This is a genomic window from candidate division TA06 bacterium, from assembly GCA_016235665.1.
GTDB lineage: Bacteria > Edwardsbacteria > AC1 > AC1 > EtOH8 > UBA5202.
Genome location: JACRJI010000013.1, coordinates 153757 through 170775 on the forward strand (window position 1 = coordinate 153757; position 17019 = coordinate 170775).

Sequence of the window (17019 nt, forward strand, 5' to 3'; positions counted from 1 at the left end):
GTTTTCTGATCAAGAGAAAACGCCCGTTGACTTTAAGCGAAAGGCAGATATGAATAAAATTGTATTTTGGGGATTGCTGGCGCTGGTAATCACCGGTCCGGCCGGTGCGGTCAAACAGCTGGCGGTGGTAAGGTACTCCAAGAAAGAAGAACTGAAAGACATCTTATCCTATGGCCGGCTGGACGTGTTGAAAATAAAACCCGGCTACGGTGTGGAATGCCTGGCGGATGATTCCGAACTGGCCGTCTTAAAGGACAGGGGATGTGCCGTTGATGTGATCATTGACGACGTCATTGCCTACTACCGGAAGATCAAGTCCGGTTACAAGTCCGACTCCTTCGGCCCCTATTACAGCTACGCCGAGGCGGTGGCCGAGATGAACAGCCTGCATGCCCAGTACCCGTCACTGGTGTCCGCGCCGGAATCGCTGGGGGCCGGGTGGGAAGGCAGGCCGGTGTGGGCTTTTAAAGTATCCAACAGCCCCGCCTCGGACAACGGAAAACCGGGAGTGCTTTATACCGGCGTGCACCATGCCCGGGAGCCGATCACGGTGACCATAACCCTGGGATTTGCCAGATACCTCTGCCAGAATTACAGCACCGATCCCGGCATAAAAACGCTGGTGGATAACCGGCAGATATGGTTCATACCGGTGGTCAATCCCGACGGCTATGTGTTCAACCAGACATATTCAGATTCCCTATGGCGCAAGAACCGCCGCAACAACGGGGACGGCAGCTACGGGGTGGACGTGAACCGGAATTATCCCTATATGTGGGGATATGACAATAGCGGCTCCAGCCCCACGCCGTCTTACGAGACTTACCGTGGCCCCTCGGCCGGTTCCGAGCCGGAAGTTCAGGCGGTGATGGGACTGATGATCAGGGAGGGATATTTTAAAACAGCGCTTAATTACCACAGTTACAGCAACCTGTGGATATATCCCTGGGGCTATGCCAGCATCCAAGCCCCTGATTCATCGATCTTCCGCGATATCTCTATGGAGATTGCTGCCTACAACGGTTATGCCTACGGTACTTCTTGGGAACTTTTATATAACACCAACGGGGATTCAGATGACTGGATGTATGGGGAGGAACTGGATAAACCAAGGTGCTTCGCCTTTACCCCGGAGGTGGGGGAGGATTTCTGGCAGGCTGATACCGCCGGCATCGTCGAGCAGTTCAACGAAAACCTGATACCCAACATAATGACGGCCCAGGCCGCCGGTGCCTATCCTGTCCCCACCGGAAAGACATCAATAGCCGGCGGAGACGGCGACACCCTGGCCGAGTCCGGGGAACTTTTGGACCTTTCGCTGGAGGTAAAGAACCGGGCCCTGGATGCAGAAGCCAACGGCATCACCGGAACCCTGGGAAGCAACGACCCCTACATGGAGATCAAGCAGGCTGCCGGGGCTTTTGGGGATATTTCGGCGCTTGCCACAAAGTATAACACAGTTCCTTTCACCATCAGCATAGATACTGTTTGCCCGGCCGGACACGCGGCTGATTTCGAGGTCAAACTTAAGGACACCGAAGGCTCCATTTATCCAGGGCAGGTCCGCCTTTCCATGACCGGCGGCATTGATACCATATTTCATAACGAGGTAGAGGCAGGGATCGGGGATTGGACCCACAGCGGATCAGGTGATCTGTGGCATATCACCACCCATTCCAGCCACACCCCAAGCCACAGCTGGTACTGCGGCAATGAAGGCAGCTGGGTCTACAGTGACGACATGAACTGCCGGCTGGTGTCCGGGCCCATCACCGCCAAGAGGTATTACACTTTGAGTTTCTGGCACCGCTACGGGTTGGAACTGGACTGGGATTATGGTTACGTGGAAGTATCCACAGACAACGGCGCCACCTGGATCCTGGCCGGACCTAGGTTCAACGGGACCTCCGGCTGGACCAAGCACACCATCGATCTCAGCGCTTACTCGGAAACGATCAGGCTGGGCTTCAGGCTTAATTCCGACAGCTACGTGACCGACGAAGGCTGGTACCTCGACGACATCGTGGTCACCGGAGACACCTCCAGCAACCGGCCTCCGGGAAAACCCCTGGCTGTTTCTCCCTCCGGAGGCGCCATAGTGCCCGACTCCCTGCCGTATTTGACCGTAAGCAATGCCAGCGATACCAATGGAGATCTTTTGTCCTATGGTTTCAACATTTACTCCGATTCTCTGCTGACCAGCATCTACGCCCAGGGAAAAAATGTGGCCTCAGGTTCCGGCAGCACGTCCTGGCAGTTGACCAAAGCTCTGGTCCCGGGTCATTACTGGTGGCGGGCTTATGCCGAAGACGGCAAGGAGAGAGGCTTGTTCTGCGACAAGGCCCATTTCTCCTATGATCCCGACGGAATTCAGGGGGATCCGGATTCCCGGTTGATCCCGAAAACATTTTTCCTGGAACAAGGTTATCCCAATCCCAGCCGCGGCAGAGTGGAAATAACATACCAGTTGCCCCGGTCAGGAGCGGTTCAAACTAAAATCTACAATGTTTCCGGCCAGTTGGTAAGGGTTTTGGAAGCAGGCCCCAAGCCGGCCGGCTATCATGCGGTCCGCTGGGACGGGCGGGATGATCAGGGGCAGAACCTCGGTTCGGGGATATATTTCTGCAAACTGCAGACCGAAGGATTAAGCGCCACCCAAAGACTAACAGTCATCAGGTAAAATAAATATACTTCAAAGTAAGGGAGCCATGAAAATAAAATTATTATTGATCCCGGTTATGCTGTTGCTGCTGGTCCCGGCTGGTCTACAGGCCCAGTCCGGCAGTTTGATCCCGGTGAAGATCTACATCTCCTCCCACGATGATGTCTACAAGTTTCAGAAGCTGGGGGTGGGAATAGAGGAACTTAGGGACGGTTATATAGAAGCCCGTATTGCTAAATCCAAGTATGATGAGTTGATCTCTTTGGGCTGGAAAGTGGAGGGAAGATTGGTGAAAAAAATTGATCCCAAAATCGCTCTCCAATATCACAATTATATCCAAATGACCAATTTCCTCGATTCGATCCACGCCCTTTATCCGGCTATCACGAAGAAGGTGTCAATCGGACAATCGGTCCAGGGCCGGGAACTGTGGGCGTTTCTGGTCACCGACAACCCGGACAGCGCGGAAAACGAAGCCGAGGTGCGGCTGGCCGCCAATATCCATGGCGATGAAACCGTTGGGCGGGAACTGTGCCTGGCGATGATAGATTCTCTAACGAAAGTGTATGGAGGCGTTTCCCCAATTACAGATATGGTGAACACCCGGGAAATTTGGTTCATGCCATCGTTAAATCCCGATGGTTATGAATTAGACCAGCGATATAACGCCAACGGCGTTGATCTTAACCGTAATTACCCTGTGCCAGATGGTTCGATCGGTGAGGATGGCACATATGTCAATGAAGTTGAAACACAATTGTTCATGGATTTTTGGTCAAGCAAACGGGCGGTGTTGTCCTTAAATTATCACGGTGGGGCTTTGGTCGCCAACTATCCCTGGGATTATACCGTCATCCGTTGCCCGGATGACCTGCTGGCGAAAGAAGTCTCTTTGGGTTATTCACGGCTGAATCCGCCGATGTACGCCAGTGCCGTTTTTGACAGCGGCGTGACCAACGGTTGGGATTGGTACTATGTTTATGGGTCACTGCAGGACTGGTCGTATCATGGTACGTCTTGTTTGGATGTCACGATGGAAATAGGGACCAAATGGCCGGAGGCAAGTACTCTCCCGGCTTATTGGAGTGACAACCGCGGCGGCATGCTTTTCTTCATCCGCCAGGCTGGATTGGGACTTCAGGGCCTGGTCACAGATTCCGCCACCGGCCTGCCCCTGGACTTTGCCCAGGTTGAGGTGGCGGGGATTGACAAGCCGGTCTACTGCGATTCCATAGGGGACTATCACCGGATGCTGCTTTCGGGCGCTTACGATCTCACTTTTTCCAAGGACGGATATTTCCCAAAGACCATCAGCGGTGTCCGGGTGAATTATGACAGCCTGACCAGCCTGGACGTGGCCCTGGTCAAGGATCCGGGGGGAGTAGAGGGCAATCCCTGCGAGATCGTGGCCCAGCGGATAAAACTGCTTAAGACCTATCCCAACCCCCTGCATAATTCAGTTACCGTTGCCTTCCAGTTATTTCAACGGTCAAGCTGCGATCTTAGAATATACAATGTTGCCGGCCAGCAGGTACGGAAAATACTTGACCGCACCATGGATCCCGGTATTTATGATATTAACTGGAATGGAATTGATGACGCCGGGCGGAAAACTGCCGACGGTGTTTATTGTTTTTGCTTGGATGCCGGGGGACAAAAAATTATGGGGAAAATGGTTAAGATCGATTGAGTAAATTCGCCGTTTTTTAAAGAGCGTTTTTCATTCTTGATTGGAAGGACCGAACCATGAAATTAAAAGCACTATCGTTTTTACTGATGGCGTTAGTTTCGGCAGTTGCCGGGACTGCCAACGAGCAGTTGATATCCGTTTCCCTTAAGGATCGGAATGATATTATCCGGTGGAGAGAAGAGAGAATACCCACGCGGCTGTTTTTGTCGGGACAAGCCCTGTCGGTTGCCGATATCCAAACAGTAATCTATTTGAAAACCAGGGGCTATCAGGTTGAGGTTATCGGCCCATGGAACAATCAAGGCGCATACTGGGTCGCCAGGAACGGTATTCCGATAGGGAAAGGGGAGCCCGAAAAGGTGCTTTGGCAAAAGGGGAAATCAGTGATAGGATACAACTCTTCCGGTAAGGAACTATCGTTGCCAGATCCTCACAGGTATCAGCCCTTTCCGGTAAAAGCGTTGCCAGCCAGATACTGGGATCAGATATTATTAGTCCGGTCGGCCCCGGCCAGGCTGAAGTCCGATCCGGAAATACAGGTCCTGGTGGACCAGGTAAATTCCGATACTCTGACCGCGACCATCCAGAGACTTCAGGATTTTAAGACCAGACTGGCCCTTTCCGACAGCTGTTATGCCGCGGAGGAATGGTTGCTTCAAAAATTCAATTCCTACGGATACAGCGCCGAATATGACAGTTTCTACCACGCCCGAAGCCTTTATTTTGCCGAGCCCTGGCCCGGGGCAGGATACGACCGTAATGTATTGGCCAAGGCCCCCGGTTCTTCCAGGCCATTACAGGAGTTTGTTATCTGCGGCCACCTGGATGCCACCACCCTGGGCGGTTATTCCCACCCCATCGATACCAGTCTCTGCCGCACCGACGCTCCCGGGGCCGATGACAATGCCACGGGCAGCGCCGCCACTTTGGAAATTGCCCGGATCTGCCGGGGAACGTCATTCAACCCATCCCTAACTTATGCGTTATGGGCGGCGGAGGAAAGCTATCTGCTGGGAAGTGACCACTATGCCGCCAGTACCCAAAACCTGGGCACCGATCTCCGGGGAGTGGTGAACATGGATATGGTGGGGTGGATGAATAGTACAGCTATTGATATAGATGTTGGAAGCAGCGACCCATTTTCTCAGTGGCTCAATGATTTGTATTCGGAGGCGGCGCTGATCTACGCCCCGGAGCTGACCGTTTATCAAGGCATGGGGAACGGTTCCGATGATATGTCATTCGCCGACCGGGGTTACCCCGCGCTGATGCTGATCGCCGATTATTATGCCGGCTTCAATCCCTATTATCATACCACAGAAGAGACGATAGACAAGATCAACCCCTTGCTATACACCGCAGTGACCAAAGCCTCGCTAGCGGTGACCGCCATATTGGGGCTTTATCCCGGTCCGGTGGATTCTGTCAAATGCCGCGACCTGGGGGATGGCAGCAGACTGGTGGTCAGCTGGCAGCCCAGCCCGGAAGGTGATGTTACCGGATATAGGATATACCGGGGAAGAAGCAGCGGGAATTATGGCGATACAACTTGGGTGCCGGGACAGACGTCAAATATTGACACTATTGACGGATTGTATTCGGATTCAGCTTATTATTTCGCGGTGACGGCCATGGGATATAATAGCCGCGAAAGTTATGATGCCATGGAAGTCAGCGGAACCCCCAAGCTTCAACCCCAGGCTCCAGCCGGCCTGGCCGTAGTTCCGGTAGACTCCGGAAGCGCTTTGTTATGGGAGAACAATTTTGAACTCGATCTGGAGGGATACAATGTCTACCGCAGGATAGATAATGGAACTTTTGACAGCCTGGCTTATACCACAGATACTTTTTTACTTGACAAGCCACTGTCCGGGGCCAGCCGTTATTACTACAAGATAAAAGCCAGGGACACGGACGGCAACTGCAGCCAGTTTTCCGACTCGGTCTACTGCCGCCCAATTACGCTGGACCAGGGGATTCTTCTGGTTGACGAGACCAATAACTGGTCGACTGGGAGCTTTCCGAGGGACGTCCAGCAGGACAGCTTTTATAATTACATTATGTCAGGATATAAATACGAACAGTACGAGTATGGAACCTCCCTGCAGAAGCCAATATTAGCGGACTTCGGAACGTACTCCACAGTGGCTTGGCTGGCCGATGATTACGCCGGGATGCTAGCTACTGGGGCGGTCAATGATCTGAGGAGCTACCTTGATAACGGTGGCAAACTGTGGTTGGCTGGTTGGAAACCTTCGGGGAATCTGCATAACAGCATAACCTATCCGGCGAACTATGTTGCCGGTGACTTGTCCTACGACTGTTTCAAGATTACGCATGCAGAGTTGTCGGGAACGGCGGACTCCTTTAAAACGGCCTTAGGCTTATATGGTTACCCTGATATAACAATAGATACCCTGAAATATCCCTCCACCATCTGGGGAAAGACCTTGCGGAGCATAGAGGCCCTGACCCCGCTGGCCGGAGCGGACACCATATATGTGATGGACATGAAGAACAATGGCAGTACTTTTGAGGGCCGGGCCTGCGCGGTGCGGGACTCGGGCAAGACGGTGTTCTTTGGCTTCCCGCTGTACTTCATGGACCGGGAACAGGTAAAAGCAGCGGCCCAGAAGGTGATGGCGGAGTTCGGGGAGGAGCCGCTTGGGGCGGCGGGCAAGCCGGAGAACTTGGAGCGGATAACTGATTTCAGATTGTTCCAGAACTCACCCAACCCGTTCAAGAACCAGACGGCAATAAGTTATCAGCTTCCCCAAACGGGCCGGGTCAAACTGAACATCTATAACATCGCGGGCCAATTGGTGAAAACCCTGGTGAATGCAGAGCAAACAGCAGGCTGTTATTCAATTGCCTGGAATGGCAGCAATGACAACGGAATGAATGTATCCAATGGTGTATATATATACCGGTTTCAGGCAGGAGATATGAGCCAAACCAGAAAAATGATAGTTTTAAAATAATAAACAAATAACTTTACACTTAAAAAAGGTAGTTATTTAACCTTTCAATATTGTTATTGACAAAGTAACACTTTAGTGCTAACATTAAATAAAATTCTACATAAAAAGGAGGAATTAGCATGAAACGTATTATTTCAATATTGATTTTTTTAACAGCCGTATCGTTTACAGGGTGTACCATAAATAATTATACCATTTTACCGACTCAACCTGATAACAATACTACTGGCACTGAATCATTTTCGATGGCCATGTCTTTAAAGCCTGCAATCGACAGTGGGTACACTATAACCAGGATAGGGGTTAAGATTGCCAATGGTACTTTTACCGACTCTATGGATTTAACGATCTCGGGAGATTCGGCAAAGGGGACATTTACCGAGCTTGTTCCTGGCACATATACCATTACGGTCAAGGCTTACCAAAACACAATGCTTGTGGCTCAGGGAACCGGTTCCGGCGTAGTAGTGGCGGGTGAGATGAATCAGGCCTATATTCATCTTCAGTTCGTAACCACTACTGGTGATCTTGAGATCCTAGTGGATTGGGGTACCGTGGACGAACCATTATCGGGGTTGGTAGCCTCTTATCCGTTTACCGGGAATGCCAATGATGTCAGTGGCAACGGCCATAACGGGGTGGTGGTCGGAGCTACACTAACCTCGGACCGCTTTGGCAACACAAATTCCGCTTATTTGTTCAACGGCACCAGCAATATCATTACTCTTTGCCCAGCAAACCAGTTGAGCCTTTATGACCAGGATTTTACAGTATCTGCTTGGTTCAACGGAAGTTCATTCGTAAACCGTGATGCGACAATATTGGGCAACGATTATGGGACAACGAGTTCTCAATTGGCATTGATGGTCCGTTATAATAAACCGTTGATGGCATTCATTTGGAATGATACTTACGGCAAAAGCGCTATTCAGATTAATACTTGGTACCACATTGTCTTCCGCTATAAGAAAAGCATCGGGGAACAGGGAATATTTGTAAATGGAATTCAAGATACCCTGAGTTTAGGGCACAGCGCATTCATTGGCACCGATACAGTCAGGGTCGGACGCTGGAACAGAGGAAGTTCTGCTGTCGGCTCAACTTATTTTATGGGCATCCTTGATGATATCCAAATTTACAACCGGGCAATAAGTGATATTGAGATACAAACCCTATACCATGTGAACGGTTGGCAATAAAGATGCAAATCAAAAGAGACCCCGTCAATATTTGACGGGGTCTCTTTTTTTTATGTGATAATATTTTTAACAAACATATTGCAAGGACAGGTTAAATTTGGTATCATATAATGTTTAAAACTATTTGCCGCAATTGCAGTTAGGTAAACCAAAATTCCTAAAGCACTGACTAAAAATATTGTTGTGATCGGAGGAGGTCCGGCCGGAATGATGGCCGCAGCCTCTGCCGCTAAAAATGGCGCAAATGTTGTGTTGCTGGAAAAAATGCCGGCTTTGGGCCGCAAATTGCTGCTTACCGGGCAGGGGCGCTGTAATGTCACAAATAACCTTGAACCCAAACAGTTCATTTACGACTGCGGTTCCGGCGCCCGCTTTTTGCATGGAGCCTTGAACCGTTTTTCCGGCCAGGATGCGTTGGATTTCTTTGAACAGCTGGGAGTGAAACTGGTGCTGGAGCGGGGAGGAAGGTATTTCCCGGAATCACAAAGGTCCATGGAAATACTGCTGGCCCTGCAAAAAGCCCTGAAGCAGGCCAGGGTGGATGTTGTTTGCTGTGCCAGGGTTTTGAATATTTCCAAACAGCCTGGCGGTTTTAAAATATCCACACCCGATAAGAAATATACTGCGGATTCTTTGATAATAGCCACCGGTGGGAAGTCATATCCGGCCACCGGCTCCACCGGTGACGGTTATGGTTTTGCCCAAGAACTAGGGCACACTATCGTTCCCACCCGGCCCAGCGATGTGCCTCTGACGGTGAAGGAGGATTTTATCAAACAGCTTCAGGGGTTAAGCCTGAAGAATGTTGAACTGAAATTATGGCAGGGCCAGAAAAGGATTTCGTTATTCGGGGAGATGCTGTTCACCCATTACGGCATTTCCGGTCCGATGGCGCTGGATGCCAGCCGGGTGGCCGGCGGGTGGCTTAAAGACGGGCCGGTGCAATGTTCGCTGGACCTTAAGCCCGCCCTGTCAAACGAAGTGTTGGACCAGCGGCTGCTGCGCGACATGGATTCCCAGGGCAGGAAGACCTACAAAAATCTTTTAAAAGGGCTGCTGCCGTCAAGCCTGATCCCGGTATTCTGCTTACTTTCCCGGATAAACCAGAACATCCTGGTCAACCAATTGAACAAAGAACAGCGGGGCGTGGTCAGAAAACTGATGAAGGGGATTCATTTCACCATCACCGGTTTAAGGGGCTATGACGAAGCAGTGGTCACCGCTGGCGGAGTGGATCTCTCGGAGGTCAATCCCAAAACAATGGAATCCAAGAAAACGCCCGGCCTGTATTTTTGCGGGGAAGTATTGGACCTGGACGGTCCTTGCGGGGGATACAACCTGCAGATAGCCTGGTCCACCGGGTTTGCGGCCGGGAACAGTGTCTAAAACCCAACTTGTTTTTGATGTCCCAACAAAGGCATGACATAAACAAGGATCAGCGGCACCTGGAGGTGATGTCGGCTTGGGTGCGCTGGGCGGTGCTGTTCCTGGCGGCGCTGCTGACGGCGGTGCATCCCGAACAATTGGATTACAGAGGGCTGGGACTGATAATCGTTCTTGCTCTGGCGGCGGTTTACAACCTGCTGATAATCCTGGCCGGGGCCAAGGTCTTTGATATCTTAAGGCGCCAGCCCATCACCCTGATATTTGATCTGGTATTTGCCACACTGCTGATAGCATTTACCGGGGGCAGTCTAAGCCGGTTCTTCTATCTTTATTACCTGGCAGTGATCTGGGCGGCCCTGCTGGGGAACCGCCAGGGGGCCCTAAAAACTGCCGGCGCTTCTATCATATTATATATTTCAGTGGTGGCCTGGCGCCGGGAATTGTCTTGGGACCAATTGTTTTTGTACGACCTGTTCTTTAAGATAGGGTTGCTGTCCCTGACCGCCTTTTGGGCTGGGTTTCTTTCCGATCAGCAAAAACTCTGGCGCCGCCGTCATCAGGAGCTAAGTCAGGCGGCAGATGAGCTGACCCGCACCGCCTCCAACATCCAGTCGGTGGCCATGTTCGGCATTGGGGCGCTGATCTCTTCATCCAAGAACATTGAGGAAACCCTGGGTCTGACCCTGGATGCCATAGAGGACATTGTAAAATCTGACCGCTGTTCCATCCTGTTGCTGGAATTCGGCACCAGGGAACTGGTACTGCGGGCAGCCCGGGGGATGAGGGCCGGGATGGTGGGCAAACTAAGACTGAAAGCCGATCAAGGTATAGCCGGAGAAGTTTTGAAGACGGGAATTCCCAAGAACGTTCCCGACACCGATCTGGAGCCGATGTTCGTGCCATCGCCCAAGGGATACGACAAGATCCGCTCCATGCTGGTGGTCCCTCTGATGGTCCGGGAAAAAAGGCTGGGAGTGATCAATATATCCGAGGTCAAGGGCAAAAGGGAGTTCACCTCCGGCGAGCTGGAGGCCATAAAGCTGATAGCCGATTACGCGGCCCTGGCCCTGGAGAACGCGGGCATCATGGAAGAGAAGGAGCGTGAGGCCACCACCGACGGTTTGACGGGGCTTTATAACTACCGCTATTTTTGGGAAGAACTTTTGGATTTAATGAAAGATGAACAGCAGCATCCCCTGTCCCTGATCTGGATGGACCTGGATCATTTCAAGGAATACAACGACGTCTTTGGCCACCTTAAAGGCAGCGAGATACTGAAGAGGATGGGCGATATGATCGGGACGGCCCTGGCCGGACAGTCTTCAGTGGTCTGCCGCTATGGCGGCGATGAATTTGCGGTTATTCTTAAAAACTCAGACCGGGGCCAGGCCTGCAGGGCAGCTGAGGCCATAAGGCTTTCCATCTACAGGACAGAATTCTCCCAAACCCGGCCAGGCGGGAAAAAACTTTCAGCCAGCTTGGGGGTGGCCGTTTTCCCGGGCGACGCCAAGGAAGGAAGAGAACTGATAGAAAAGGCCGATCAGGCCATGTATTTTGCCAAAGAACAGGGCAAGAACAGAGTGGCTTACTGGGATCGGGAAAAAATAAGTCTGACAAATGGATCAAAACATAAAAAGCAAATAAAATAATCATTCAATATAAAATTCGGAGAAGATCATGAAATTAGCAGTAGTGGGGACCGGATATGTGGGCCTGGTCTCCGGAGTTTGTTTCGCGGAATGGGGGCATCAGGTGATCTGCGTAGACAACGACGCGTCAAAGATCGAAATGCTTAAAAATGGACAGATACCGATATACGAACCGGGGCTGAAGGAACTGATGGATAAGAACCTGGCCCGCCTGTCCTTTACCACTTCCATTGAAGAAGCCACCGACCAATCCGATATCATCTTCATTGCCGTGGGTACGCCGCCCCGGCCCAACGGGGAGGCCGATCTTTCCGCAGTGGAGTCAGTGGCCGCAACCGTGGCCCGCCGGATGAAAAGCTACAAGCTGGTGGTGGAAAAATCAACCGTGCCGGTGCAGACCGGCGACCAGGTCAAAAGAACCATGGCCCAGAACAATGTGAACAAAGTGGAATTTGACGTGGCCTCCAACCCGGAATTCCTGAGGGAGGGCACGGCCATAGAGGATTCCTTAAAGCCAGACCGGGTGGTGTTCGGCACCGACTCCGAGAGGGCCCAAAAAATGCTGATGGAACTGTACAGCCCCTTGGGCTGCCCCATTGTGGCCACCGACATCCAGAGCTCGGAGCTGATCAAACACGCCTCCAATTCATTCCTGGCCATGAAGATCTCGTTCATTAATGCGGTCTCGGTGGTTTGCGAAAAATCGGGAGCCAACGTAGAGGAGGTAGCCTATGGCATGGGCTTGGACAAAAGGATCGGCAGAAGCTTTCTGAACGCCGGCATCGGCTTCGGAGGTTTCTGCTTCCCCAAGGACCTTCAGGCTTTCATCCGGATCTCGGAAAAGCTGGGCTACGATTTCAAACTGCTGAAGGAGGTCGAGGGGATCAACGACCAGCAGAAGATGAATTTCGTCAAAAAAATTGAAGAGACGGTATGGAATATTTCGGGCAAGACCATCGGCATCCTGGGGCTGGCCTTTAAGCCCAATACCGACGACATGCGGTTCGCCCCGTCCATCGAGATTATCGAAGCCCTGCAAAGGGACGGAGCCAAGATCAAGGCCTACGATCCGGTGTCCATGGACCGGGCCAAGCAGGTGTTGAAGGACGTTCAATACTGCGACAATCCCTACGATGTCGCCAGTGATGCCGACTGCCTGGCCATAGTCACCGAATGGGATGAATTTAAAAAACTTGATTTGGCCAAGATCAGAACAATGCTGAAGGTTCCGGCCATAGTGGACGGGCGTAATATCTTCGATCCTTTCAAAATGAAGGAAATGGGCTTCACTTACAAGGGGATCGGCAGATGAGGATCATTGTGGCCGGAGGGGCCGGCTTTTTGGGCTCCCACCTTTGCGACCGGCTGCTGGCTGATGGGCACCAAGTGATAGCGCTGGACAACCTGGTCACCGGGAGTCTGGAGAACATCAGCCACCTGCAGGGCCGGAGCGATTTCAGTTTCATCAAACAGGATGTGACCAAGCTATTCCGGATCGAAGAGCCGGTGGATTTCGTCTTTGATCTGGCTTCGCCCGCCAGCCCCATTGATTTTGTGAAAATTCCAATTGAGATTCTGCTGGTGGGATCATACGGCGTGCATAATCTGCTGGAGCTGGCCCGGGAGAAGAGGGCCGGGTTCCTTTTAACATCTACCTCCGAGGTTTATGGCGATCCCATGGTGCATCCCCAGGGTGAGGATTACTGGGGCAACGTCAATCCTATCGGTCCGCGCAGCGTCTATGACGAGTCCAAACGCTATGCCGAGGCCATGACTATGGCTTATCAACGGTTCCATCAGGTCGACACCAGGATCGTCAGAATATTCAACACCTACGGGCCGCGGATGCGGTTGGACGACGGGAGAGTGGTGCCTGCGCTGATAGACCAGGCCCGGCATAACCGCCCGCTGACGGTATTCGGCGATGGCAGCCAAACCCGCAGTTTTTGTTATGTCTCGGACCTGATCGAGGGTATCTATTTGACAATGAAATCGGCGGAGCACCAGCCGATAAACCTGGGCAACCCCCACGAGATGTCCATACTGGAATTCGCCCGGGACATTCAAAAATACACCGGCACCAAAGCCCCGATCGAGCATAAGCCCCTGCCGGCCGATGATCCCAAGGTTCGAAGACCGGATATCGGCAGGGCCAGGAAGATCCTGAACTGGGAGCCGGCGGTCGGCTTTGAAGAAGGGATAAAAAAGACAATAGAGTGGTTCGCCAATAAAAACAACAATAACAAAACAGATGTTTCCGGTTAAAAAAGCCACCGGGTATCTGATCTTGGGTCTGATACTGTTGATCGGTCTGGTGTTGAGGATGGATGGCTTAAAATGGGGGATCCCGAAGGCGCCGTACTGGAGGTCTTACCATCCTGATGAAAGGGTAGCCTTTTATACTCTGCTGGAGATGACTACTTCCAACGGATCCCTCAATCCCCATTATTTTATCAACCCCACCTTTCATTATTACCTGATAGGATCGGTCTGGTGGGCGGCAAAAATCATTAAATTAGTGCCTTCAGCTAAGGATATTGTAAACGAATCTCCTTCGGTAACCCTGGATGATGTAACCAATATCTGGCTGTTGGCCCGTTCCATCAGCGTAGTGCTGGGAGTTCTGACGATTTGGCTGACCTTTCTTTTGGGCCGGGAGTTCTTTGAAAATGATACTTATGCTCTGGCCGGAGCCTGGATGACAGCTGTTATGCCTACCATGGTGGTGCAGTCACATTATTTGACGGTCGACGGGCCAGTGGGATTCTGGTTTGTGGCGGCATTGTTGTTGATGATCAGGGCTTTCAGAAACGGGAGAATGTGGGGGTGGGCTGCCGCCGGTCTGGTAGCAGGAATCTCGATGGCCACCAAGTACAACGCCCTGGCTGGCATCATACCGGTATTTACAGCTCTTTTGATCCGGCAGATAATGAACCGTGATGAGAAGGTCGAGAAGATGCCTATCAGGGCTCTGATTTTTGCATCCTGCCTGATAACAGGTTTTTTACTAGGGTGTCCATATGCGGTGCTTTCCTTCAGCGAGTGGAAAGAGGGGATCAATGGTTTGATGTATTACAACGTTTTGCCCACCCAATGGCTTTATCCCTGGTTTGTCACCAGCCGCCTTTCCCTGGGCTGGCCGTGTTGGGTAATGTTACTGGTCTCCCTGACAGCAATTTTCATAAAACCTGATAAAACGGGGATTGTTCTTGCAGCCGGTGTATTTCCATTATTTCTGATCTACGGCTACAAGGCTTCGCCTTTTATGCGGCACATGGTACTGTTAGTACCCCTGATGATATTACTGATAATATATGCTTTCAAGAAAGGCGGCGAATATTTCAGAAATCGTAGTTTTAAAATAATGGCTGGAGGGTTAATCTTTTTGACATCACTTTATGCCTTGGCTAACAGCCTGGCCTGGGTAAAGGTGATGTCCGGACAGGATACCAGGGAGGAAGCGGCAGAATACCTCATTCAAAGCGTACCTATAGGTTCGAATATTGGTTTGGCCGGGAGGTCCTGGTTCTATACTCCGCCCTTGGAGGAGGACCAATATAATCTTGTCCGTTTGGAATACAATCCGGACAAGCTTGGCTATTTATCTCCACAGCTGGTTGTGATAAGTGAATACGAATCAAAACAATACGCCTTTTGCCGGGTGGCTCCCGAGGTACGGGAGAGCTTTTTCAAAATGTTCAATGAACGTTACCATGTAAAAAAGACATTTAGAAGAATTCCTCAGTACTGTGGAATAAAATTCGATGACTATCCTCTGGCCGACTGGAATTATTTTTATCCCGAGATAACAATTTACGAAAGGACCTATTAATGAGGCTTTCAGTGATCATGCCGGTTTATAATGAAAAGGCCACCATCGAAAAAATAATATCCCGGGTCCAGGACGTTCCAGTTGAGAAGGAACTGGTGATTGTGGACGACTATTCCAACGACGGCACACGGGAGATTCTTAAAAATTATGAAGGGAAGCCGGGCATCAAGATATGCTGGCATCCCCACAACCTGGGCAAAGGGGCCGGCGTTCGCACCGGTATTCGGGAATGCACCGGAGATTACATCATCATTCAGGATGCCGATCTGGAATATGACCCAAATGATGTTTTACACATGGTTCAGATTGCCCAGTTAAAAAATGCCGATGTTGTTTTTGGCAACAGATTTATGGGCCTTCACACAGGACTTTATTTTTGGAATGCCCTGGCCAACAAGTTTTTAACTTTCATGACCAATCTGGTCTATAATGCCTGGATTGAGGATATGGAAACCTGTTATAAGCTGGTGCGCCGGGAAAAATTGCAACGATTGACGTTGAAAAGCAAAGGGTTTGACATAGAACCCGAGATAACCGGCAAACTGCTCAAACAGAAATTGAAGATATATGAAGTCCCCATCTCATACGATGGGCGGACCTATGAGGAAGGAAAGAAGATACGTGCCCGTGACGGAATCATCGCCCTGTATACTTTACTAAAATATCGTTTCATAGATTAACATTATAAAAAGGTCGTATGCTTAATAAAGTCACTACCATCAGGCAGGAAAAGGAAAAAGAATTTGTTGTCTGCAACAACTGTGGATCAAATCAACCGGTAAAATGCTTCGTCATTCAGGGGTTTCAAATAGTGGACTGCACCAAATGCGGTTTGCGTTATGTGAACCCCCGATTGACCTCTGAAGCCATTAAGGTTCTCTACACTATTGATTATTTTAAAAGTGACGACTCAGTAGTGTATGGGTATGATGATTACATCGCTGAACATGATACCATAATAAAAACATTCCAAAAACGCTGGAATAAATTGTCCGGTTATCTCCCCAAAACCGGTTCAATGCTTGATATTGGTGCCGCCTGTGGTTTTCTGATGGAAGTGGCCAAATATAACGGCTGGCAGTCCCGGGGGCTTGAAGTATCAGCCGATATGGCGAAGTTGGGCCATGATCAATACGGGCATGATATTATGGTAGGGGCTCTCACGCACCCCGAACTTCAGCCCTCCAGTTATGATCTGATCACTATGTGGGATACCATAGAACACTCCCCGGATCCGGTTGGCGACTTGAAAAGAATTGGGAGATTGCTGAAACCCGGCGGTGTTTTGTCACTGATCACTCCAGATAGCGGAAGCCTGCATGCTAGAATATTCGGATCAAAATGGGTTGAATATCAGCGGCCACAGGAACATATCTATTTTTTCTCTCATCAATTGCTTGAAAAAATATTAAAACAGAATGGATTTGAAATCGCATGGTCCGGTACTGCCGGTAAATATGTAAGTTGGAAGTTTGCCCTGAACAGATTGCGCTGTTATTGGCCGGGTCTTATAAAAGTAGCAGAGTGGATCATGAAAAAAACAGGTATATATGAAACATTTACGTATATTGATCCCAAAGATAAGATGTCCATAGTGGCCAGAAAGAAAAAGGGGTAGCA

Annotated in this window: 11 protein-coding genes; all 11 read left to right on the forward strand. The window is 50.6% G+C overall.

What is annotated here, in order from left to right:
- Positions 1 to 49 precede the first annotated feature (49 nt).
- The 11 genes from HZA73_08695 (at position 50) to HZA73_08745 (ending at position 17017) form a co-directional block, all read left to right on the forward strand.
- On the forward strand, positions 50 to 2680 hold the full coding sequence (locus HZA73_08695; GenBank protein MBI5806109.1) for a T9SS type A sorting domain-containing protein: 2631 nt from the start codon (positions 50 to 52) through the stop codon (positions 2678 to 2680).
- A 28-nt stretch (positions 2681 to 2708) separates the two neighbouring features.
- Positions 2709 to 4352 (forward strand): DUF2817 domain-containing protein, encoded by a 1644-nt coding sequence (locus HZA73_08700; protein MBI5806110.1) that lies wholly within the window; start codon positions 2709 to 2711, stop codon positions 4350 to 4352.
- Positions 4353 to 4408: 56 nt separating this feature from the next.
- A complete protein-coding gene (locus HZA73_08705; GenBank protein MBI5806111.1) occupies positions 4409 to 7333 on the forward strand; it encodes a M28 family peptidase in 2925 nt (974 codons plus the stop codon).
- Between the two features lie 119 nt (positions 7334 to 7452).
- Positions 7453 to 8532 carry a LamG domain-containing protein gene (locus HZA73_08710; GenBank protein ID MBI5806112.1) on the forward strand — a complete coding sequence of 360 codons (1080 nt, stop codon included), beginning with the start codon at positions 7453 to 7455 and terminating at the stop codon, positions 8530 to 8532.
- 207 nt (positions 8533 to 8739) lie between these two features.
- Positions 8740 to 9918: an NAD(P)/FAD-dependent oxidoreductase gene (locus HZA73_08715; GenBank protein MBI5806113.1), complete on the forward strand. Its 1179-nt coding sequence runs from the start codon at positions 8740 to 8742 to the stop codon at positions 9916 to 9918.
- 17 nt (positions 9919 to 9935) lie between these two features.
- Complete coding sequence (locus tag HZA73_08720) at positions 9936 to 11567, forward strand: sensor domain-containing diguanylate cyclase (protein ID MBI5806114.1); 1632 nt, start codon at positions 9936 to 9938, stop codon at positions 11565 to 11567.
- A 28-nt stretch (positions 11568 to 11595) separates the two neighbouring features.
- Positions 11596 to 12879, forward strand: a complete 1284-nt coding sequence (locus HZA73_08725; protein MBI5806115.1) for a UDP-glucose/GDP-mannose dehydrogenase family protein — start codon at positions 11596 to 11598, stop codon at positions 12877 to 12879.
- On the forward strand, positions 12876 to 13832 hold the full coding sequence (locus HZA73_08730; GenBank protein MBI5806116.1) for an SDR family oxidoreductase: 957 nt from the start codon (positions 12876 to 12878) through the stop codon (positions 13830 to 13832). Before HZA73_08725 ends, HZA73_08730 begins: the two co-directional genes overlap by 4 nt.
- Entirely contained in the window at positions 13819 to 15399 is a 1581-nt protein-coding gene (locus HZA73_08735) for a glycosyltransferase family 39 protein (protein ID MBI5806117.1), read from the forward strand. The genes HZA73_08730 and HZA73_08735 overlap by 14 nt, the downstream gene beginning before the upstream one ends.
- Positions 15399 to 16079, forward strand: coding sequence for a glycosyltransferase family 2 protein (locus HZA73_08740; protein MBI5806118.1), 681 nt, complete (start codon positions 15399 to 15401; stop codon positions 16077 to 16079). Before HZA73_08735 ends, HZA73_08740 begins: the two co-directional genes overlap by 1 nt.
- Positions 16080 to 16096: 17 nt before the next feature.
- Positions 16097 to 17017, forward strand: coding sequence for a class I SAM-dependent methyltransferase (locus HZA73_08745; protein ID MBI5806119.1), 921 nt, complete (start codon positions 16097 to 16099; stop codon positions 17015 to 17017).
- Positions 17018 to 17019 lie beyond the last annotated feature (2 nt).